At 66.8% G+C, this 21251-nt stretch carries 21 protein-coding genes; 12 read left to right on the top strand and 9 right to left on the bottom strand.

Features of this window, described 5'->3' with window-relative positions; genetic code table 11:
* From J2X70_RS06290 to J2X70_RS06310, 5 genes are all read right to left on the bottom strand, one after another.
* Window positions 1-1605: a glucoamylase family protein gene (locus J2X70_RS06290; RefSeq protein ID WP_025876509.1), complete on the bottom strand. Its 1605-nt coding sequence runs from the start codon at window positions 1603-1605 to the stop codon at window positions 1-3.
* Between the two features lie 244 nt (window positions 1606-1849).
* On the bottom strand, window positions 1850-4906 hold the full coding sequence (locus tag J2X70_RS06295; RefSeq protein ID WP_059064656.1) for a TonB-dependent receptor: 3057 nt from the start codon (window positions 4904-4906) through the stop codon (window positions 1850-1852).
* 76 nt (window positions 4907-4982) lie between these two features.
* Window positions 4983-6005 carry a LacI family DNA-binding transcriptional regulator gene (locus J2X70_RS06300; protein ID WP_025876505.1) on the bottom strand — a complete coding sequence of 341 codons (1023 nt, stop codon included), beginning with the start codon at window positions 6003-6005 and terminating at the stop codon, window positions 4983-4985.
* Between the two features lie 164 nt (window positions 6006-6169).
* A complete protein-coding gene (locus J2X70_RS06305; RefSeq protein ID WP_032978785.1) occupies window positions 6170-6445 on the bottom strand; it encodes a BolA family protein in 276 nt (91 codons plus the stop codon).
* The gene (locus tag J2X70_RS06310; protein ID WP_309909497.1) at window positions 6442-6741 is read right to left on the bottom strand and encodes a YciI family protein; all 300 of its coding nucleotides are present in this window, start codon (window positions 6739-6741) and stop codon (window positions 6442-6444) included. The genes J2X70_RS06305 and J2X70_RS06310 overlap by 4 nt, the downstream gene beginning before the upstream one ends.
* A 374-nt stretch (window positions 6742-7115) precedes the next feature.
* On the opposite strand from J2X70_RS06310, the gene J2X70_RS06315 reads away from it, so the two are divergent.
* Genes J2X70_RS06315 through J2X70_RS06330 form a run of 4 tightly spaced genes read left to right on the top strand, consistent with a single transcriptional unit; the run spans window position 7116 to window position 11383 of the window.
* Window positions 7116-8021 carry a ScpA family protein gene (locus tag J2X70_RS06315; RefSeq protein ID WP_025876498.1) on the top strand — a complete coding sequence of 302 codons (906 nt, stop codon included), beginning with the start codon at window positions 7116-7118 and terminating at the stop codon, window positions 8019-8021.
* A gap of 13 nt (window positions 8022-8034) precedes the next feature.
* Complete coding sequence (gene scpB / locus J2X70_RS06320) at window positions 8035-8907, top strand: SMC-Scp complex subunit ScpB (RefSeq protein WP_309909499.1); 873 nt, start codon at window positions 8035-8037, stop codon at window positions 8905-8907.
* Entirely contained in the window at window positions 8900-10630 is a 1731-nt protein-coding gene (locus tag J2X70_RS06325; protein ID WP_309909501.1) for a pseudouridine synthase, read from the top strand. Before scpB ends, J2X70_RS06325 begins: the two co-directional genes overlap by 8 nt.
* A gap of 27 nt (window positions 10631-10657) precedes the next feature.
* A complete protein-coding gene (locus J2X70_RS06330; protein ID WP_133119351.1) occupies window positions 10658-11383 on the top strand; it encodes a hypothetical protein in 726 nt (241 codons plus the stop codon).
* Window positions 11384-11446: 63 nt separating this feature from the next.
* Here the strand turns inward: J2X70_RS06330 and J2X70_RS06335 are convergent, their stop codons facing one another.
* Window positions 11447-12235 carry a helix-turn-helix transcriptional regulator gene (locus J2X70_RS06335; protein ID WP_025876489.1) on the bottom strand — a complete coding sequence of 263 codons (789 nt, stop codon included), beginning with the start codon at window positions 12233-12235 and terminating at the stop codon, window positions 11447-11449.
* 90 nt (window positions 12236-12325) lie between these two features.
* Between J2X70_RS06335 and J2X70_RS06340 the strand changes: the two genes are divergently transcribed.
* Window positions 12326-13453 carry an MFS transporter gene (locus J2X70_RS06340; protein WP_025876488.1) on the top strand — a complete coding sequence of 376 codons (1128 nt, stop codon included), beginning with the start codon at window positions 12326-12328 and terminating at the stop codon, window positions 13451-13453.
* A gap of 95 nt (window positions 13454-13548) precedes the next feature.
* Window positions 13549-13842 (top strand): hypothetical protein, encoded by a 294-nt coding sequence (locus tag J2X70_RS06345; RefSeq protein ID WP_059064786.1) that lies wholly within the window; start codon window positions 13549-13551, stop codon window positions 13840-13842.
* Here J2X70_RS06345 and J2X70_RS06350 read toward each other — a convergent pair.
* From J2X70_RS06350 to J2X70_RS06360, 3 genes are all read right to left on the bottom strand, one after another.
* A complete protein-coding gene (locus J2X70_RS06350; RefSeq protein ID WP_080148412.1) occupies window positions 13829-14266 on the bottom strand; it encodes a hypothetical protein in 438 nt (145 codons plus the stop codon). The two genes, J2X70_RS06345 and J2X70_RS06350, sit on opposite strands and share 14 nt — an antisense overlap.
* A 105-nt stretch (window positions 14267-14371) precedes the next feature.
* Entirely contained in the window at window positions 14372-15178 is an 807-nt protein-coding gene (locus J2X70_RS06355; protein ID WP_025876482.1) for an amidohydrolase, read from the bottom strand.
* 14 nt (window positions 15179-15192) lie between these two features.
* On the bottom strand, window positions 15193-16341 hold the full coding sequence (locus J2X70_RS06360) for a pyridoxal phosphate-dependent aminotransferase (RefSeq protein ID WP_025876480.1): 1149 nt from the start codon (window positions 16339-16341) through the stop codon (window positions 15193-15195).
* Between the two features lie 143 nt (window positions 16342-16484).
* On the opposite strand from J2X70_RS06360, the gene ccmA reads away from it, so the two are divergent.
* Genes ccmA through J2X70_RS06390 form a run of 6 tightly spaced genes read left to right on the top strand, consistent with a single transcriptional unit; the run spans window position 16485 to window position 21246 of the window.
* Window positions 16485-17186 (top strand): heme ABC exporter ATP-binding protein CcmA, encoded by a 702-nt coding sequence (gene ccmA, locus J2X70_RS06365; protein ID WP_088101762.1) that lies wholly within the window; start codon window positions 16485-16487, stop codon window positions 17184-17186.
* Window positions 17183-17878: a heme exporter protein CcmB gene (gene ccmB, locus J2X70_RS06370; protein ID WP_025876478.1), complete on the top strand. Its 696-nt coding sequence runs from the start codon at window positions 17183-17185 to the stop codon at window positions 17876-17878. Before ccmA ends, ccmB begins: the two co-directional genes overlap by 4 nt.
* 43 nt (window positions 17879-17921) lie before the next feature.
* A complete protein-coding gene (gene ccmC / locus J2X70_RS06375; RefSeq protein WP_025876477.1) occupies window positions 17922-18686 on the top strand; it encodes a heme ABC transporter permease CcmC in 765 nt (254 codons plus the stop codon).
* Window positions 18683-18868, top strand: coding sequence for a heme exporter protein CcmD (gene ccmD / locus J2X70_RS06380; protein ID WP_025876476.1), 186 nt, complete (start codon window positions 18683-18685; stop codon window positions 18866-18868). The genes ccmC and ccmD overlap by 4 nt, the downstream gene beginning before the upstream one ends.
* Window positions 18865-19326 (top strand): cytochrome c maturation protein CcmE, encoded by a 462-nt coding sequence (ccmE, locus tag J2X70_RS06385; protein WP_025876474.1) that lies wholly within the window; start codon window positions 18865-18867, stop codon window positions 19324-19326. The genes ccmD and ccmE overlap by 4 nt, the downstream gene beginning before the upstream one ends.
* Entirely contained in the window at window positions 19327-21246 is a 1920-nt protein-coding gene (locus tag J2X70_RS06390; RefSeq protein ID WP_025876472.1) for a heme lyase CcmF/NrfE family subunit, read from the top strand.
* Window positions 21247-21251 lie beyond the last annotated feature (5 nt).

The raw sequence follows: 21251 nt of genomic DNA on the forward strand, positions 1-21251 counted from the left end.
TTACTTCCCCTGGCCGGTGTTGCGGTTGGCATTGTTTTTCTGTTCCTGCGCGGCGGCCGCACGTGATTCGGCGATACCGACCGCACGCGCTGCGGCGGCCTTCTCATCCTTCTGCAGCTCCAGCGGCTGGAAGGAGCCTTCCGGCGCCAGCCAGCCTCCACTGAAGCCCGCCCGTTCCAGGCCCTTGCGGATGTACGGGTTCTTCTTCATCACGTCCCAGACGAAGTCGTTGCGGTAGTTGGCGATCATGGTCAGGATCGGGCCCTGGTCGATGGCGATGTAGTCGCTGGCGACCCAGCCACGATCGGGTACCACCCGCCCGGTCTTGATCGGGATGTCGTAGCTGAAGCTGGGATTGAACGAATCCAGGAAGCCATAGCTGGAGTAGATGTAGTCGCCGTAGCGCTTGTGCATCTCCAGCGTGGCCGGAATCACTTCCTCGGGCGCGAACACGACCGACGAGATCGCGGCGGTCGGCGCGATCGTACCGTCATCGAAATTCTCGCGCAGGCCTGCGCCGCGCGACGAGTAATGGCGGAACTGGCGCTGCTCGCCCCGGTATTCCTGGGTGGTGTTCTGCGGACCATCACTGGCGGTCAGGCCCCAGACGTTCTCGCCATATTCCTTCCAGTTCATCGGATTGGCGATGGCGTACTCACGCTGGGCCAGCGCCGCCGAACGGCTGTTGAGGAAGTAGGTGCTGCCACGCTCGCGCATGTACGCATCCTGGATGTCGCGGAAATCGATCCAGACATGGCTGTACTGGTGGCCGAACAGCGGGCCGAAGGACAGGTATTCCTGGCCCTGGTAGACGCCCCAGTCGTTGTCGTAGGTGCGCGTCCACACCGTCCACGCATCCGGGCTGACCGGGTGGCTGGGCGAGCCCAGGGCGAGGATGTAGACCATCATCGCCTCGTTGTAGCCCATCCAGTCATGGTCGATGAAGCCGTTCTCGGGGAACCAGCCCATCGAGATCAGCGGCGCACGCTGCTGCAGCCACGGCCAGTCGACCTGCTTGTACAGGGTGTCGGCGATCTGCCGGATTTCCTTCTCGCGCGGATCGTCGCCGTCGTAGTACGACTGGGCGAACAGCACGCCCATCATCAGCAGCGCGGTATCCACCGAGGACAGTTCCACCCAGCTGTCGTAGCGGCGCCCTTCCTGCATGTCCAGGAAGTGGTAATAGAAACCCTTGTAGCCGGCCTTGCCGGTGCGCTGCGGGCCCATCGGCACGTCGCGGAAGAACTTCAGGGTGGTCAGGGTGCGGTCGATCGCCTGGTTGCGGCTGACCCAGCCGTTCTCGATGCCGATCGGATAAGCGGTCAGGGCGAAGCCGACCGAGGCGATGCTGGCGAACGGCCGCGACGGATAGCGGTCCGGGGTGAGGCCGTTGATCTCGTTGGTGGTATCCCAGAAGAACTGGAAGGTGCGGCGCTCGATGTCATCGAAAAGCGGCGGCAGCTCCGGCTTCATCGGCCGCGGCGGTGCGTCGGCCTCGATCAGGATCACCGGCGGGCGCGGCTTGGCAGGCTCCTGCTGGGCCGGTTTGCAGGCGGCGATGGCCAGGGTCATCGCAGCGGCGGTCATCAGGTGGCGTGCCTGCATGGCGCGGTTCCTCCGGTGGGCTGATCGATGAAAGAGCATAACGTCCAATGACCTGAAATCGTTTACAAAGTGCGGTCTTAAAAAACCACGAAAACGTGGTTGATGACACCGCGGTCATTGCCCACGCCATTGCCCCCTGCCCGGCAATGGCGTGGGCAATGGACCGGCCCGGAGGCCGGCCATTGCCGTTGAAACCGGAGCCATCGGCGAACCGATGGCTCCGTACTGCATCAACTTCCCGCGATCAGAAGCGGAAGCCCACTTCGGCCTTGACCTGACGCGGAGTACCGATGATGTCGCCGGTCTCGTTGTAGCTGGCCTGCAGCTTGCCGTTGGTCTTGACGTAGTTGTAGGTGGAGAAGTTGTCGAAGTTGAACACGTTGATGATGTCGATACGCGCGTACAGCTCGGTATCGCCCGCCAGCTTGAACGTCTTCGTCGCCTGCAGGTCGACCGAACGGTAGCCGAAGATCTTGCCACCCACCAGGAACTTGCCATTGGCGTTGGGCACAGCCGCCTGCGGCGTCGGCAGGTTGTAGCCACTGGCCTGCGGCACCGGGTACCAGTCATTGACGGCGGTCGGGGTAGCCAGGGTGATCTTGCCACCGAAGGTGATGCCCCAGAAGCCCGCGTACGAACCGGTGACCACCAGGCGGTGGCGCGGCGCGCCGTTGGAACGGATGGTCGGGTAATCCTCGATCAGGCCGCGGTCGAAGGCGTACTTCTCGTTGATGTCGCGGTTGTGGCGCGCGGTCGTCCAGGTGTAGGCGATCGAGGTACCCCAGCCGCTTTCCTGGGTGAACGGCTTCTGCGCCGACAGCAGGATCTGGGTCGCACGGGTCTTGATGCCCTGCTGGCCGATGATCAGGCTGCCGAAGCCCGGCACGTTGCAGCTCCAGGCCTGGCTCAGGCCCGGCTCGGTGCCACCGCACAGGCGCGGGTCATCGAAGAACTGGCCGGTCGGGTAACGGTTGCCCAGGGTGAAGGCGAAGCCGTCGTAGCTCAGGGTACGGGCGATGGTGGCGTCGGTCAGCCAGTCACCGATCTGGTTGCTCATGCCCAGGCTGAACTGATCGGAGTACGGAGCCTTCAGCTTGTTGTTCAGCAGATCCACTTCCAGGCCGGCATTGCTGGTCGCACCGACCAGGCTCTGCAGGTTGCCGATGCCGTTGAGCAGGTTCGGGTTCCAGTCATAGCAGGCGGCCTGGCCGTTGATGCAGGTGCCGGTGGCCGGGTTGCGGAAGTAGATGGTCGGCTGCGGCAGGGCCAGCTTGGTGGTTTCCAGCTGCAGGTTGTCGAACAGATCGCGGTCGTACGAACGGCCGGCACCACCGTGGATCACGTGCTGCTCGTCGGCGTTGATGTCATACGAGAAGCCCAGGCGTGGCTGCCAGGCATCCTTGAATGCCTTGCGGTTGTGGCCGTTGCTGATGTAGTCGCTGATGTCCAGGCCGCCCAGCGCCAGCGAATCGGCGTAGGTCTGGCCGGCGGCAGCACGCGGATCCTGCGAATAGATCGCGTCGACCACGGCCTGCGGGGTGACGAAGTCCAGGTAGGACGGGGTCTTTTCGTAGTCCCAGCGCAGGCCAAGGTTGATCTGCAGGTGGTCGTTGACCTGCCAATCGTCCTGGATGAACACACCGTACTGCTTGGACTTCGAACGCACTTCACCGGACACGCCGTCCACGCCGGTCACCGGCTTGACGAACTGCGCCTTGTACGGGATGGAATCGGGGAAGTCCGGATCGCCCAGGCTGTAGGTGAAGGTCGGGTTGATCTGCGCCGCATCGGAGGCGTACAGGTCGATCGCCTTGTACTTCACGCCCATCTTGATGGTGTGGTCGCCGGCCCACTGGATGCCGTCCAGGGTCAGGTTGTCTTCGATCGACCAGCCCTTCTGGCCCTTCACCTGCGAATCCAGTGCCGATGCGCCACCGATCTTCACCACGGTGCGGTCTTCGGTGCCGTCCGGTGCGGTGTAGGTGATGCCGTTGGCCAGGGTCAGCGGGGTCGGGTTGTTGAACGAATCTTCATGGGTGACCATCATTTCGTTGTAGTAACGCTCGCCGCTGTGGTTCCAGCGCAGGGCGTAACGACGGTCGGTGTTGACCACTTCACGACCAGCTTCCGGCGAGGTCTGGCCACTGAACTGCGACTGGGTTTCGTCGCGGTCCTGGAAGGTCAGCTCGATGCGATCGTTGTCGGTCGGCTCGAAGTCGATCTTGCCGAAGATCAGATCCTGCTGGAACGGCTGGCTGGCCGGGCCCAGGCCGGCGGCGCCTGCGGGCGGCAGCAGGCCGGCAGCACCGGTGACCGCGCCGTCCGGCGCGATGGTGACCGGCAGGTCGAAGCGCTTGGCTTCGTAGGTCACGAAGAAGTGTGCCTTGTCCTGGATGATCGGGCCGCCCAGGGCGAAGCCGTATTCCTTCTCGGCCGAGACCATCTTGTCCTTGCCGCCCTGGCGCTCGGCCGGGGTCTTGGCGCGCATGTCCTCATCGGTGTAGCGGTAGAACGCCTCACCCTTGAATTCATTGGTACCGGACTTGGTGGCAGCGGTCACTGCGGCGCTCGACACCTGGCCGTACTCGGCCTTGTAGTTGCCGCTGATGACCTTGTATTCGCCGATGGCCAACTGCGGGAACGGGTTGCCGGCGCTGCCGGACTGGCCGGCCACGCCGCCGCCCTTGACGTAGCTCTTCTGGCCCACGCCGTCGATGTAGACGTTGGTACCGTCGGAATTGGTGGCACCGCCGCGCAGCGAGGTGTTGCCCTTGGCATCACGGGTGAAGATCAGGCCCGGCACCGCGTCGGCGAACTCCAGGAAGTTGCGCGACACCTGCGGGGTGGTCTGGATCTGCTGCAGGCTGACGGTCTTGCCGACTTCGGAGGTACGCACTTCCTGCAGCAGGGTCGGCGCGACGACGTTGACGGTGTCCAGGTTGGTGGCGGCGGTCGAGCCGGTACCACCGGCAGCCGCCTCGCTGAAGTTCAGCGTCGCGGTCGAGGCGACGGTGACGGTGACCTTCTGGGTCTGGCCGTTGGCGACCACGTTGTAGGTGCCCGGATCCAGGCCCATCAGCGAGTAGCTGCCGTCGGCACGCACGGTGCCGCGACGGACGGTGCCGGTGGCGACGTTGGTGGCGGTGACTTCGGCACCGGCCTGGGCGCCGGACACCTGGCCGCGCAGGCTGGCGTTGGCCGACTGCGCCATGACGTTCGGGGCGGCGGCCAGCATCAGGCAGCTGACCAGTGCGGTGCTCAGCAGCCGGCGCGCCGGCGTGCGGATAGTGGAATGCATCATCAACTCAATCTCCGGGTGGCGGTGACCGCTTGCGCGGCACCTGCGATCAATCAAAAAAGAAGGAACGCCTCTGGCTTCAATGGCCGGATGGCGGAGTGGTGGAATCGCGAACAATCAGGCGCGGGACCAGGGTCTGCTTGTCCCCTGCCCCTTCCGTGGAGGTGCCGTCCATCAACTGCAACAAACGCGACATCGCCCGATCGCCCAGTTCGGCAATGCTGACCTGCATGGTGGTCAGCGACGGGTGAACGAAACGCGCAAGCGGAATGTCATCGAAGCCGGCCAGGGCGACATCGGTCGGGACATGGACACCTGCCTGCGCGAAGGCATACAGGCAACCCAGGGCCATCATGTCGTTGGCGGCGAATACGGCATCGGGCAGCGTGCCGGCTGCCAGCAACTCCTGACCGGCGCGATGGCCGGAAGCTTCGTCGAAATCACCGGGCAGCTCGATGCCTTCGGCGCCGCTGCCAAACGCCGCCAGCGCGTCACGGAAGCCGCGCAGGCGCTCGCGCGCGTCGAAGTTGAGGTCCGGGCCAGAAATGAATGCAATGCGCCGATGGCCAGCATCGAGCAGGTGACGGGTCATCGCCATCGCCCCTGCATGGTCATCGATGCTCAACACCGGATGGTCCTGCCCAGGCAGGTAGGTGTTGATGAGTACCGTCGGCAATGCCTGCGGCAGGTTGTCGGTCAGGAACCCGGGGCTCTCGGCATAGGGCGAGAGCACCAGCAGACCGTCGACCCGGCCGCGCATGGCACGCAGGGCTGCGCCCTGCTGCTCCTGGTCGCCGTGATAGCTCGACACCAGCAGGTGCTGGCGCCGGCTGCGGGCGACGTTGTCGATGCCACGCATCAGTTCGGAGAAGAATTCGCCGTACAGGTCCGGAAGCACCACGCCCACCGTATTGGTGCGGCGGCTGCTCAGGCTGCGGGCGGCGGCGTGCGGGGTGTAACGCAGCCGTGCGGCCACCTCCAGCACAAGCTGGCGGACCGGTTCGGCGACATTTTCATGCCCGTTGAGCGCGCGCGAAACGGTGGCCACAGAGACCTTGGCTTCACGGGCGACGTCTTTGATTGTTATGGCTGCCTTGTTCACGAAGCCGCCCTCCACGGCTTGGACCTACCAGCATTGGCGCGGAATGTAAGCGTTTCCATCTGCGCTTGTAAACAGTCCGTTAGACGAATGTCCCCAAACGGACACGGAAACCTGTCCCTGGCAGGCCCATCAACGGACCTGCCAGGACAGCGCGGGACAAGGCCTCAGCCCTGTTCTGACGGGGTATGCGCGCGGATGGACAACGCGTGGATGTCGGTTTCCATCAACGTGCCCAAGGCGGCGTAGACCGCGCGATGGCGCGCCAGCGGGGCCATTCCCGCGAAGCGCTCACTGACCACGTGCACGTTGAAATGGCCGCGACCATCGCGCGCTCCGGCATGGCCTGCATGGCGATGGCTGTCGTCTTCGATCTCAAGCACGCTGGGGGCCAGCGCGTGCTGCAGCGCATCACGAATCTGCTCGATCCGTTTCGCGTTCACGGCAGCACCTTGCGGAACGGACGCACCTGCACCCGCACGTAGACGCCCGCCGCGACGTACGGGTCGGCATCGGCCCAGGCCTGGGCCTGCTGCAACGACTCGAAGCCGGCAATCACCACCGAGCCACTGAACCCTGCCGGGCCCGGGTCTTCGCTGTCGATCGCCGGACACGGTCCGGCCAGAAGCAGGCGGCCTTCATCGCGCAACGCGGTCAACCGTGCCAGGTGCTCAGGCCGCGCCTGCAGCCGCTGGGCCAGTACATCCTGGCCGTCATATCCTTCAATCACATACCACACCGGCATTTCCTCGCTTGCGTTGCTGGTGAAGCAATTCTAGCCAATCCAGCCCCGCGCCCGGCCTCGGCTGGACACTGGCGCGGCAAAGGCTTACCCTAGGAACCATTGCACGTGGCTGGATGCAGCAGCCCGTCGGTTTTTGCGGCCAAACGCAGCCCCCGACGACCGACCCGCTGCTTCGAACCGGTCCACCCGACCGGGCCCCGTAGACGACCTCCCCGTAGTCCTGTCGCTGCCGTGTCCTGCGGAGCGTCCTGTTGTTTGATGTGTGGAACCGCGCCGAGACAGGCGCGCCTGGTGTCCTGGCGGTCCGTGGCAGTTGCCCGGTGTGCCAGCTACCGCGACTGGTCCGTTGCAATCCTGATCTCCATTAGATGACTTCCGAACTCGCGCTCGACGCGAACACGCCAACCCGGCCGCCCGCCCCCCAGCAGCAGGAAATGCCGCTGGCCGTGGTGCATGGGCAACCGGTCCTGCAGATTCCGCAGGACCTGTACATCCCGCCGGATGCGCTGGAAGTCATCCTGGATGCCTTTGAAGGACCGCTGGACCTGCTGCTGTACCTGATCCGCCGGCAGAACCTGGACGTACTGGACATTCCCGTGGCCGAGATCACCCGGCAGTACGTGGAATACATCACCGTGATGCGCGAGCTGCGCTTCGAGCTTGCCGCCGAGTACCTGGTGATGGCGGCGATCCTGGCGGAAGTGAAGTCGCGCATGCTGCTGCCCCGCCCCCCCAGCGTGGAGGGCGAGGAAGCCGATCCGCGTGCGGAGCTGGTGCGACGGCTGCAGGAGTACGAACGCTTCAAGCAGGCCGCCGAGGATATCGACGCCCTGCCCCGGCAGGACCGTGACACCACCGTGGCACATGCCTTCATGCCCGAGCGCGCCGCAGTGAAGCTGCCGCCGCCGGTGGACCTGAAGGAAATGCTGATGGCGCTGCACGACGTACTCAAGCGCGCCGAGCTGTTCACCGGCCACGCCATCAAGCGCGAGGCGTTGAGTGTCCGGCAGCGCATGGGTGAAGTGCTGGGGCGGCTTGAAGACGGCAGGTTCTATCGTTTTGAAAACCTGTTCACCGCCGAAGAAGGCAAGCTGGGCGTGCTGGTCACGTTCCTGGCAGTGCTGGAACTGGCCAAGGAGCAGCTGCTGGACCTGGTGCAGGAAGAACCGCTGGCGCCGATCTACGTGAAGTCCCTGGCCGCCGGCAATACCAATGCCCCGCTGCAGTTCAGCAGCGAGTTCGACGACAACGACGCCGCCAATGAAAACGAGTGAGCGCTGACTGCCGATGGATCAAACGCTGATCAACCGCATTGTCGAAGGTGCGCTGCTGGCCTCCAGCCAGCCGCTCACCCTGGCCCAGCTGAAGGACCTGTTCCCGGAAGATGAGCCGGCACCACCGGGCAGCATCGAACGTGCGCTGGAACGGCTGCGCGAGGGCTGCCAGGACCGTGGCGTGGAACTGGTGGAGGTGGCTTCGGGCTTCCGCTACCAGGTGACCGCCGAAGTACATGGCTGGATCAGCCGGCTGTGGACCGAACGCAAGACCCGCTATACCCGCGCCACCCTGGAAACACTGGCCCTGATCGCCTACCGGCAGCCGATCACCCGTGGCGAGATCGAGCAGGTGCGCGGCGTGGCGGTCAGCAGTAACATCATCCAGACACTGGAAGAGCGCGAGTGGATCCGCGTGGTCGGCCACCGCGACGTGCCTGGCAAGCCTGCCCTGTTCGGCACAACCAAGGGCTTCCTGGACTACTTCGGGCTGAAACGCCTGGACGAACTGCCGCCCCTTTCCGAGCTGAAGGACCTGGGCGACCTGGAACCGCAGCTGGCGCTGGATCGCGACGCCCCCCTCGCCGCCAGTGCCGACGGCCCGGACGTGAGCGCCGACCCGGACGCCGCTGCAAATGACGACACCGGCACGACCGCCGGCGACACCCCCGATTCTGCCGACGCACTTCCTGCGGCGGCCGACGATGAGCAAGCACCTTCGCCCTCCAATGATGGGCACCCCGATTCCGCGCCGGGCGAGCGCGCGGTGACAGTGAACGAACGCGAAGACAACGCCGTCGCGAAGACGACCGTGGCTGTTGACCAAGCCGATTCCGAACCAGAGGCCGACCTCGAAACCGTCGGCCGGAGCAAAACTGATGAGTGACACCCCCCGCAAGCCCTCGTTGAACAAGCTTTCGCTCAAGCGCGAAGCCACGTCCGAACAGTTCAAGCTGGAAGAACGCCTGCACAAGGTCCTGGCCCAGGCCGGCCTCGGCTCGCGTCGTGCGCTGGAACAGCGCATTGCCGAAGGCCTGGTCAAGGTCAACGGTGAAGTCGCCCAGACCGGCATGTCGGTCAAGAGCGGCGACAGGATCGAACTCGACGGCCGCGGTTTCGTCGCCACTGCGCTGGCCGAGCCGTCGCGCGTGCTGGTCTACAACAAGCCGGAAGGCGAAGTGACCACGCGTGAAGACCCTGAAGGTCGCCCGACCGTGTTCGAATCCCTGCCGGCGCTGAAGGGTGCCCGCTGGATCGCCGTCGGCCGCCTGGACATCAACACCACCGGCCTGCTGCTGGCGACCACCGACGGTGAGCTGGCCAACGCCATGATGCACCCCTCCTTCGAGGTCGAGCGCGAGTACGTGGTGCGCGTGCGTGCCCCGGAAGGTGAGGACAAGGTGCCCGATGCCGTCGTCGACCGCCTCACCCGTGGTGTCGCGCTGGAAGATGGCCCGGCCAAGTTCGATGAGATCGAACGCATCGGCGGCACCGATTCGCACGACTGGTTCCGCGTCGTGGTGAAGGAAGGCCGCAACCGCGAAGTGCGCCGCCTGTGGGAATCGCAGGGCTGCCAGGTCAGCCGCCTCAAGCGCACCCGCTACGGCAAGGTCAGCCTGCCGCGCGAACTGGCCCGCGGCCAGTCCGTCGAACTGCCGGGCAGCCAGGTCGAAGCGCTGCGCGCCGAACTGAAGCTGGAAGAAGGCGCGCCGTCAGCCCTGACCCTGCAGCCGGTGATCGGCCAGCGTCGTGCTGCCAAGACCACCGTGCGCGTACGCGAAGGTGGCCGCGGCAACGCTTACGTCAATGGTCACAACACCGCCGATGAAGGTCGCGAACTGCGTCGCTTCGACAACGTGCGCGAAGACCGCGGCCGCGGTCGCGGCGGCAAGGGTGGTGGTGGTTTCAAGGGCGGCCTGACCGTCAGCGGTGAAGCTGCTGCCAAGCAGTCGCAGCGCCCGTTCAAGCAGCGCGCGCCGAAGAACGACCGCTCGCTGCCGGAAGGCAACCCGGCCGCATTCCGTACCTGGTACGTGCCGGATGGCGTGAGCACCGGCCCGAGCGGCCACCGCAATGCCGGTCCGGGCGCTCGTGGCCCGGGTGCCCGTGGTCCGGGCGCAGGTGCAGGCGGCCAGGGCCGTCCGTACGGCAAGCCGAAGGGTCCGGGCGCAGGCGCCGGTGGCGGCCAGGGTCGTGGCGGCTACGGTGGTGAAGGACGCGGCGGCTACGGTGGTGAAGGACGCGGTGGCGCCGGTGGCGCAGGCGGCCAGGGTCGTCCAGCCAGTGCGGGCAACCGCTCGCAGGGCCAGGGCAACAAGCACCCGTACGGCCATCCGGGCAATGCCCCCAGCTTCCCGTCCGACCACGCCAATCCGGGCTTCAGTCCGTACGGCAGCTCGCGTCCGGCCGGCAACGGTCGTCCGGGCGGCAATGCGAATGCACGTCCGGGCGGCAACCGTGGTCCGGGTGGTCCGGGCGGCAATCGCGGCCCGGGTGGCCCCGGCGGCAACCGTGGTCCCGGCGGTCCGGGTGGCAACCGCGGCCCGGGTGGCCCCGGCGGCAACCGTGGCCCGGGTGGCCCGCGTCGCAGCGGCCCGCGCGGCGGCTGATCTCCACCTTCAATGAAGGACACAGCGATGACACGGATGTTGTCCCTCGGCGCCCGCATCGGCGCCGTGCTGGTGGCTCTGTTGCTGGTCGGCGGCTGCGAACGCGCTGCCGACCGGCTCAAGCAGGAAATCGCCGCCACGCAGAATCCCTGGCCGAAATCTTCGGCCCTGCACGATCCGGCCGACCGCATGCTGCGTCGGCTGATTGTCGATGAGCGCTATCTCACCCGCATCAAGCAGGCCGGCAGCAAGGACAAGGCTGCTGTCGCCGGTGCACAGCTTGCACTGGATGGCATCGGCCGCCTGCCCCGCCCCATGCTGGAGCGGCGTGCGCAGCTGCTGGCCGCAATGCTGCGCGGAATGCCGGTAGAGAAATGCGCACTGATCGCCCGCGCCACCACGGCGTCGGACATTGCGCAGGTAGGCAGGACCTTGTTCAACGAACTGGAGAAGCGTCCGTCGCAGGACATCGATTTCTGGTTCGAGATGAGCTACCAGGCCAGCCTCGCCGAGCTCGAACAGCGACCCGCAACCCCTGCCACTGAACAGCAGATTGCCGAGGCGACCGAGGCCCTGCTCGCCTCGATGGCTGACGAAAGCACGCGCGCGCGGGCCATGGCGGTACTGCCGCGGATGGACACCGCACCGGCTGCCGACGTCTGCTGGGCATCGCTGATGCTGCTCGATGCCGCGTCCAGCACCGTGCCCGAACCACATCGCGGCACATTGGCCTGGCTGATGGCCCAGCAGTAGACCGGCGACGGAAGCCGGGCCCGTGCGCCCGCTTCCCCGCGTTCGGCCGCGACCACTGCACTCTCACCCTGCCGCTCGAGCGCTTTCGGCGCGCTGGAACGCCGCAGGCGTGGTCGCGACCATGCTGCGGAAGAAGGCGATGAACGGACTCTCTGCCGAGAATCCAAGTTCCAGCGCCACGTGCGCGACACGATGGCCGAGCAGCAGCAGTTCCATGGCCCGCATCAACCGCCATTGCTGACGCCACGCCTGGTAGCCCATGCCGGTATCGCGTTGCATCAGGCGCCCGATCGTACGCACGCTCAGTCCGCTGCGCTGGGCCAGCTCGCCCAGTTCGGGCGGCAGCTGCTCGGCCACCGGCAGGCAGCGGGCGATGCGCGGGTCGCGCGGTAATGGCAGCTCCATCGGCTCCACCGGCGCAGCGGCAATCTCAAGCACGCACAGCGCCAGTTGATGCCCCGCTCGCGGCGCTTGCCAGTCATGTGCGAACGGCGCCTGCGCGATCGGCTCCAGCAGCGCCTGCAGCAGGGGACCGACACCAATGATTGCTGGCTGCTGCGGCAACTGCGCCGACAGCGTGGCATCGAAGTACAGCGACCGATAGTCCACCGCCTGTCGCATCTGCGCGCGGTGCAGCAGACCACCCGGAATCCACGCCGCGCGCGATGGCGGCAACAGGCTGATGCGATCGCCGAACGTCAGCCGCGTGCAACCGGCGCGCGTGTACAGCAGTTGCGAACGTGCGTGCTGGTGCCAACCGGAGTCATGCTCGGCCAGCGTGGCAGCGATACCGATCACCGGGGCGCTCCAGGCATCGGCATCGAAGCGAGCGTCGGGCTGCAGCCATGCCATGTCCGATTTCATCCATCTACTGTCGTAATCACTAGAGTGCGCCATCAGCACGGCCACGACAATGCGCGCCCCTGTTTCCGGAGCGCGCCGATGTCACCTCGCCTGCTGTCCCTCACCATTGCGCTGCTGATGTTTCCGCAGCTGGCGCAGACCCTGTACAGCCCGGCGCTGGCGGATCTGGCGCAACGCTTCACCCTGCCGGCCAGCGCTGCCAGCCAGGCGATGAGCCTGTACCTGCTGGGGTTCGCGCTGGGCGTCCTGCTGTGGGGAAGGCTGGCCGACCGCGTTGGCCGTCGCCCCGCCCTGCTGGGTGGCCTGTCCGTTTTCGTGCTGGCGGCACTGGGCGGATTGGCGGCCGGCACGTTCGGCCAGGTGCTGGCTGCGCAGATGCTGGCCGCCCTGGGCGCCGCCGCCGCCTCGGTGGTGACCCAGACCGTGCTGCGCGACCACCTTGAAGGGCCCGCGCTGGCGCAGGCGTTCTCCTGGATTGGCATGGCGCTGGCGCTGAGCCCGGCGATCGGGCTGGCACTGGGCTCGCTGCTGGTCGCTGCCGATGGCTATGCCGGCGTGCAGGCCGGCCTGCTGCTGATCGCTGCATTGCTGATGCTGGGCTGCGCGACCGGGCTGCGTGAAAGCCGGCCCGCGCAGATCGCACCCGTACCGCTGCGACCCCTGCTGCGGCAACTGCTGGGCGACCGTTGGATCTGGTCGCACGCGCTGCTGGTCATGGCCTTCAACGTGGCCATGTACAGCTGGTACGCGCTGGGGCCGTTCGTGTTCGCACGCCTGCACTGGCCGGCCAGCTGGTTCGGCGCCAGCGGTGCGGTGCTGGCGCTGGGTTCGGCGTTGGGCGCCTGGGCCAATGGCCGCCTGTTGCGTGCCGGCGTCCCTGCGTTGACGCGCATCCGCATCGCGGCATCGCTGGTACTGGCCGGTGGTGTCCTTGCAGCGCTGCTGCGCGGGCAACCGGTCATGGTGATGGCGATGCTGCCGGTCGTTGCGGGATTCGGCCTGGCCATCCCCAACGTGCTCGGGCAGGCACTACGCAGCTATGCACACTGCCTGGGCAGTGCCGGCGCCCTGTTCGGCCTGCTCTACTACCTGCTGATCGGCGCGGCGATGGCCGTTGTTGGCGCACTGCAGATGCTGGCGCCATCCATCATCGCCTGTGCACTGCTGGCGCTGTGGTTGCTGCGTCCGCGGAGCGCGCTGGCCTAGGAATTGCTGCAAACGCCCTGCACTGTGCGCCACTGCCGGAAACCGCGCGGCAGCGCTGGCTATGGTGCGTGTACTCCGCAACCACGCAGATGCCGATGATCACCATCACCGCAGAACAGGCCCGCGCAAACGCTGACGCCGCCACTCGACCGATCGAGCAGTACTACAGGGATCTGGACAAATCGATCCAGGTCGGCTCGGAAAACGGCCGCCGTTACATCGTGTTCGGCTTCAACAAGGCGCTGGCCAGCGAGCGCCTCGTCGACGGCGTCGTCGAGCAACTGCTGCAGAACCGCTTCAGTGTCGAACGGCTGCCCAGCGACGCCGAGCAGCACTACATCCGCATCAGCTGGGAAGCCGGGGAGCCCTCCCGCCTCAACGCCGGCTGATGGTGAACGCCGCGCCGTCCACACCCAGGTCCCAGCCCTTGCCGGTACCGGACAGGGCCAGCGAGATGTCTCCCTTGGTCATCACCTGCGCGTTGCTGGACTTCACCGCACCGGCATGCGCGCCGACCGAGGCGTAGGTGCCCAGCAGCTCGCCGACGCTGCTGGCGCCGGTGAAGCTGCCACGGCCATCGGTGATCTTCGACTTGCCAACGGTCAGGCCGCCGCCCTTCAGCTGGATCCGCACCGGCATGCTGGAACCGTTGGTGCAGTGGATGGTGCCGTTGCCCGAGGCGGTCTTGTAGATCAGTGACCAGCCGGACAGGTTGTAGCGCAGCTGGCAGTCAAGGTTGCCACCGGCCTGCGCGGCCGGGGCCAGGGACGCTGCGGCCAGCGCCAGCAGCAGTGCAAACGGCTTGGTATTCATCGGCAGAACATCCACATCGGTCGGAATGTGGGCGAATCTAGCAGCGCGCGCGTGCACGTTGGATGCAGGCGCGCGCGGTGGGGCGGGAAGCGTTCAGCCGCCGTATCAGGCCTGCACATCCAGATGGAAGGCATCGGCATCGAGCATGGCCGGGAAGCGTGCACGATGCGAGGCCAGCGCTTCGGCGGAGATGGTGGTGGTCACCACCTGCTCGCGCTCGCGGATCTCCACCTGCGGCTGGCCGAGGAAGTCGATGACCGCGCTGTCGCCGGCGTAAAGCAGCTGGTTGCCGTCCACGCCCACGCGGTTGACTGCGGCGACGAAGCACAGGTTCTCGATCGCCCGCGCGCGCAGCAGGGTCTTCCACGCGTAGGCGCGCGCGGAAGGCCAGTTGGCGACGAAGATCTGCAGGTCGAAGTCCAGCTGTTCGGCTCGCTCGACGTTGTAGCGGTTGCGGCAGAACACCGGGAAACGCAGGTCGTAGCAGACCTGCGGATTGATCCGCCAGCCCTTCCATTCCACGCACAACCGGTCGCGGCCGGCGGCGTAGCGCTCGTGCTCGCCGCCGTAACGGAACAGGTGACGCTTGTCGTAGTACTGCAGGCCACCATCGGGGGTGGCGAACAGCAGGCGGTTGTAGACGCCCTCACCATCGCGCAGCTGCACGCTGCCGATCACTGCCGCATTCAAGGCTTTGGCCTGCGCGCGTACCCACGCCACGGTCGGGCCGTCCATGCCTTCGGCCTGGGCGATCGCTTCATTGGAGAAACCACTGGTGAAGGTTTCCGGCAGGATCACCAGATCGGTGGTGCCGGCCAGCGGCGCCAGCAGCGCGCCGTAGTATTCGCGGTTGCCGGCCGGGTCGTGCCAGCGGGTGTCGCCCTGGACGAGGGAAATGCGCAGGTCCTGCATGCTGTCTCCTCCGCTCACAGCAGCCGCAGGCGTTCGATCGCCGCGTCCAGGGTGGCCTCGTTCTTGGCGAAGCACAGGCGCACCAGGCGCTGGCCGACCGGCGCGGTTTCGTAGAACGGCGACAGCGGAATGGCGGTGACGCCCTTCTCGATGGTCAGCCACTTCACGAACTCGTGGTCCGGCAGGTCACTGATGGCCGAATAGTCGACCAGCTGGAAGTAGCCGCCGGGCACCGGCAGCGCCTTCAGGCGGGTACCGGCCAGCTGCTCGCGGAACCGGTCGCGCTTGGCTTCATAGAACGCGCCCAGTTCCAGATGATGCTGCGGCTCGTCGCGGATCATCGCGGCGAAACCGTACTGCGCCGGGCCGAAGCTGGTGAAGGTGTTGTACTGGTGCACCTTGCGGAACTCGGCGGTCATCGCCGCCGGCGCCACCGCATAACCGATCTTCCAGCCGGTGCAGTGATAGGTCTTGCCGAAGCTGGAGATGACGAAGGTGCGCTCGCGCAGTTCCGGGTAGCGCAGCGCCGATTCGTGGCGACGGCCGTCGTAGATGATGTGCTCGTACACCTCATCGGAAATCAGGTAGATCTGCGTGCCGCGCAGCACATCGGCCAGCGCCTGCATGTCGGCCTCGTCCAGCATCGCGCCGGACGGGTTGTGCGGGGTGTTGACCATCAGCAGGCGGGTGCGCGGGGTGATCGCCGCGCGCACGCGGTCCCAGTCCACCGCGAAGGTCTGCGGGTCCAGCGGCACGTGCACGGCGGTGGCGCCGGCCAGTTCGATCGCCGGTTCATAGCAGTCGTAGGCCGGGTCGAGCACGATCACTTCCTCGCCGGCACGCACCACGGCGTGGATGGCGTTGAAGATCGCCTCGGTGGCGCCGCTGGTGACGGTGATCTCGGTGTCCGGATCGATCGTCGCGCCGTACAGGTCCAGCGACTTCTGCGCGATGGCCTGGCGCAGCGGTGCCACGCCGGTCATCGGCGGGTACTGGTTCAGGCCCGCGGCCATCGCCTTGCTGGTCTCGTCGATCAGGCGCTGCGGCGCGGAGAAATCCGGGAACCCCTGGCCGAGGTTGACCGCGCCGTGTTCGGCGGCGAGCTGGGACATCACGGTGAAGATCGTGGTACCGACCTTGGGCAGCTTGGTGTTCGGTTGCATCGGCCTGGGCTGTGGGGAAACAAGGGCTGGAAGTGTACGAAATCCCGACCCGGCCTGCGGCGCCGACGGTAGCGCCGGGTCATACCCGGCGGCTCTTTGCACATGCCGCACCGATGGCAAGCCGCGCTGCGCGCTCGCCGGGCATGGCCCGGCGCTACCGGGTCACATTCACCGCTACAATTGCTGCCGCACTCCCGCATGAAGACCCCTGCGCCTTGAACACCCCTGCATTGCTGGCCGCCAGCGGCCTGAGCTTCTCCCGCAATGACGAGCCGGTGTTCGGCCCGCTGGACTTCCATGTGGATGCCGGCGAGGCGCTGCTGGTGCAGGGCGGCAACGGTGCCGGCAAGACCACCCTGCTGCGCGTGCTGTCGGGCCTGGCGCGCCCGGGCGCGGGCCAGGTGCTGATCGATGGCAGGCCGGCCAGCAACGCCGAGCGTGCGCGCTATGTCGCCTACCTCAGCCACCTGCCGGCGCTGAAGCCGGACCTGGACACGCTGGAGAACCTGCATTTCCTCTGCGGCCTGCACGGCCGCCGCGCACGGCAGATGCCGGGCAATGCGCTGGCCATCGTCGGCCTGGCCGGCTACGAGGACACCCTGGTGCGGCATCTGTCGGCCGGACAGAAACGGCGGCTGGCGCTGGCCCGCATCTGGTTGTCGCCGGCACCGCTGTGGCTGCTCGACGAACCCTATGCCAACCTCGACCTGGAAGGCATCAACCTGGTCAACCGGATGATTTCCGCACACCTGCGCAGTGGTGGCGCCGCCCTGGTCACCACGCATGGCGCCTATGCCGCCCCGCCGGTACGCACCCGCCAGCTCGATCTGGGGGGTGAAGCATGATCGCGCCAGGCACCGAACCAGGCCTGTGGCAGACCGCCCGCGCGCTGATTGCGCGCGACCTGCGCCTGCTCTGGCGGCGTCGCGGCGATGCCCTGCAGCCGGTGCTGTTCGCCCTGCTGGTGGTGGTGCTGTTCGCACTGGCCCAGGGCCGGGACCCGCAGCCGCTGGCCGCCACCGCCGGTGCGGTGCTGTGGTTGGCGGTACTGCTGGCCGGGCAGCTGGCGCTGGATTCGCTGTTCCGCTCCGACGCCGAAGACGGTTCGCTCGAACAATGGCTGCTGGCGCCGGTGCCACTGGCATGGCTGGTGCTGGTGCGGGTGCTGCTGCATTGGGCGACCACCGCCCTGCCACTGATCCTGCTGAGCCCGTTGCTGGCGGAAATGCTGCATCTGCCGCATGACCAGCTGCCGATGTTGCTGGCATCGTTGCTGCTGGGAACACCGTTGTTGAGCCTGATCGGTGGCGTGGTCGCTGCACTGACCGTCGGCATCCGGCGCTCTGGTATTCTCGTGGCGTTGCTGTCGTTGCCGTTGTACGTACCGGTGCTTGTCTTCGGTGCCGGCAGCCTGGCGGCAGCCAGCCGCGGGCAGGACCCGGTCGGTGCGCTGCTGATGCTGGGCGCTGGACTGGTGATCGCCCTGGTGCTGGCACCGCTGGCCACCGCTGCTGCGATCCGTATTTCTCTGAGTTGACCGAGCTGAGAGCCAATCCACCCCTGCTGGATAGCCGCCACGCATGAATCCGATCGTCCGCTGGTTCCATCAACTCGGTTCGCCCCCGACCTTCGATCGATTCGCCGCACGCTGGTCCCGCGTGTTCTACGCTGCGGCGGTTCCGGTGCTGCTGATCGGCCTGTGGCAGGGCCTGTTCGTGGCACCGCCGGAACAGAACCAGCACGACGCCTTCCGCATCATCTACATCCATGTGCCCAGCGCCTGGATGAGCCTGTTCGTGTTCGCGCTGATGGCCGCCTACGCCGCCATCGCGCTGATCTGGCGCATCAAGATCTGCGAGATCCTGGCGATGGCCTGTGCGCCGATGGGCGCCGGCTTCACCCTGATCACCCTGCTGACCGGCAGCATCTGGGGCAAGGGCACCTGGGGCACCTGGTGGGACTGGGACCCGCGCATGACCAGCGAGCTGATCCTGCTGTTCCTGTACCTGGGCGTGATCGGCCTGTACCACGCCATCGAAGACCGCCGCAGTGCCGCACGCGCGGCCGGCCTGCTGGCCATCGTCGGCGTGGGCCTGCTGCCGATCATCCGCTATTCGGTGGACTGGTGGGGCGCGCTGCACCAGCGCCAGTCGATCAACGTGTTCGGCGAGAACGCCGTGCGGCCGGAACTGATCGCCCCGCTGTGGTGGATGGTGGTCGCCACCAAACTGTGGTTCGTCGGCTCGCTGCTGGCCAAGGCGCGCGCCGACAACATCGCGCGCGAGGCCGGCAAGGCCTGGATCGGCGAGCGCTTCGGCACCGCGGATGGGGAGGCACGGCGATGACCCACCTGCCCTACCTCATCGCCGCCTTCGCGGTGTTCCTGCTGGTGCTGGCCTGCGATGCGCTGGGCTCGTGGCTGCGCCTGCGCAGCGCCCGACAGCTGGCGCAACGCCGCCAGCAGCGGCTGCAGGCGCGTGGCAACGCGTCGGCACCGGCGCCGCTTGCCACCGAGCTCAGCCGATGACGCCGGTACAGCGACGCCGCATGATCTGGGTGCTCCTGCTGTTGCTGGCCTCCGGGCTGGCCACCACGCTGGTGGCCTTCGCCCTGCAGCGCAACATCGCCTACCTGTACACGCCTTCGGAAGTGCTGCGCGGGGACGTGGATGCGCAGTCCCGCTTCCGCCTGGGCGGCATGGTGGTGAAGGGGTCCTTCGATCGACCCAGCGGCTCGCTGCAGGCCCACTTCGTGGTCACCGACGGCGATGCAACGCTCCCGGTCAGTACCGACCGCATCCTGCCGGACATGTTCCGCGAGGGGACCGCCGTGGTCGCCAGCGGTCGCCTGCAGGACGGTACCTTCGTCGCCGACGAGGTGCTGGCCAAGCACGATGAGAACTACGTGCCCAAGGAAGTGGCCGACAAGATGGGCGATGCGCATCGCAAGCACGATGTGCCGGTCACGGCGCCCGAGGCGCGCTGAGTGCTTCCCGAATTCGGTCAGATCCTCCTGCTGTGCGCGCTGCTGGCCTCGCTGCTGCAGGCGGTGCTGCCGCTGGTGGGCGCGCAGCGCGGCAATGACGCATGGATGGCCGTTGCCCGCCCGGCGGCCTTTGCCCAGCTGGTGCTGCTGGCCGGCGCCTTCGCCGTACTGACGGCGGCCTTCGTGCAACAGGATTTTTCGGTGCGCTACGTCGCCGAGAATTCCAATTCGCTGCTGCCGTTGATCTACCGCTATTCGGCGGTGTGGGGGGCGCACGAAGGCTCGCTGCTGATGTGGGCGCTGGTGCTGGCGCTGTGGACCGGTGCAGTGGCGCTGTTTTCGCGCCACCTGCCGGCACCGGTACAGGCGCGCGTGCTGGCGGTGATGGGCGTGGTCAGCGTCGGCTTCCTCGCCTTCCTGATCTTCACCTCCAATCCGTTCCTGCGCTTGAACCCGGTGCCACTGGAAGGCCGTGACCTCAACCCGTTGCTGCAGGATCCGGGGCTGATCATCCATCCGCCGATGCTGTACCTGGGCTACGTCGGCTTTGCGGTGCCGTTCGCCTTCGCCGTGGCGGCACTGCTGGAAGGCCGTGTCGATGCACGCTGGCAACGCTGGACGCGGCCCTGGACCAATGTCGCTTGGGGCTTCCTCACGCTGGGCATCGCACTGGGCAGCTGGTGGGCGTACTACGAGCTGGGCTGGGGCGGCTGGTGGTTCTGGGACCCGGTCGAGAACGCCAGCTTCATGCCGTGGCTGGTCGGCGCGGCGCTGATCCATTCGCAGGCGGTGACCGAAAAGCGCGGCACCTTCGGCAGCTGGACGCTGCTGCTGGCCATCGCGGCGTTCGCGCTGTCGCTGCTGGGCACCTTCCTGGTCCGCTCCGGCGTGCTGACCAGCGTGCATTCGTTCGCGGCCGATCCCTCGCGTGGGCTGTTCATCCTGATCTTCCTGTCGGTGCTGGTGGGGGGCAGCCTGCTGCTGTATGCGCTGCGTGCGCCGCGGCTGGCCGTGGATGCCGGTGATCCGCGCCGTGGCTTCACCGCCACCTCGCGGGAAACCCTGCTGCTGGCCAACAACCTGCTGCTAGCCAGCGCCTGCGCGATGGTCCTGCTCGGCACCCTCTACCCACTGCTGGCCGATGCGCTGTCGCTGGGCAAGATCTCGGTGGGCCCACCGTACTTCGGCAGCCTGTTCCTGCTGCTGATGGCACCGATGGTGATGCTGCTGCCGTTCGGTCCGCTGGTGAAGTGGCAGCGCGACCAACCCTCGCGCGCACTGGCATTGCTGTTGCCATGGGCGGGGCTGGCTGTGCTGCTTGGCGCCTGGGCCTGGTGGCAGGCGCCGCAGAATGGCTGGAAGGCCGGCATCGGCGTTGCGGCTGCGGCCTGGGTTGGGCTGGGCACCGCCCGGTTCGTCTGGCAGCGCCTGCGTGGCAATGGCCGCTTCACTGCCGAAATGCTTGGCATGATCGTCGCCCATGCCGGTGTCGCGGTGTTCCTGGCCGGCGCGCTGCTGGTGGAAGCGTTGAACGTGCAGCGCGAAGTGGCGCTGTCGCCGGGCCAGCAGGTGGTGGTCGCCGGGCACGAAGTGCGCTTCGAGGGCGTGGACCACCGCGAAGGCCCCAATTTCATCGCTGATCGCGGCCATCTGCGGGTGCTGCGCGATGGTCGCGAGCTGGCCCTGCTGCATCCAGAGAAGCGCCAGTACGCCAGCGGCGGCCAGGTGATGACCGAAGCGGGCATCGATGCACGACTCAGCGGTGATGTCTACGTGGCATTGGGCGAGCCGCTGGGCAACAATGCATGGGCGGTACGGGTGCACATCAAGCCCTTCGTGCGCTGGATCTGGCTGGGCGCGCTGTTGATGGCCCTGGGCGGATTCATCACCGCTGCCGATCGCCGCTTTCGTCGTCCGTAGGAGTT

It is taken from the genome of Stenotrophomonas sp. 1337 (assembly GCF_031455455.1).
GTDB classification, from domain to species: domain Bacteria; phylum Pseudomonadota; class Gammaproteobacteria; order Xanthomonadales; family Xanthomonadaceae; genus Stenotrophomonas; species Stenotrophomonas indicatrix.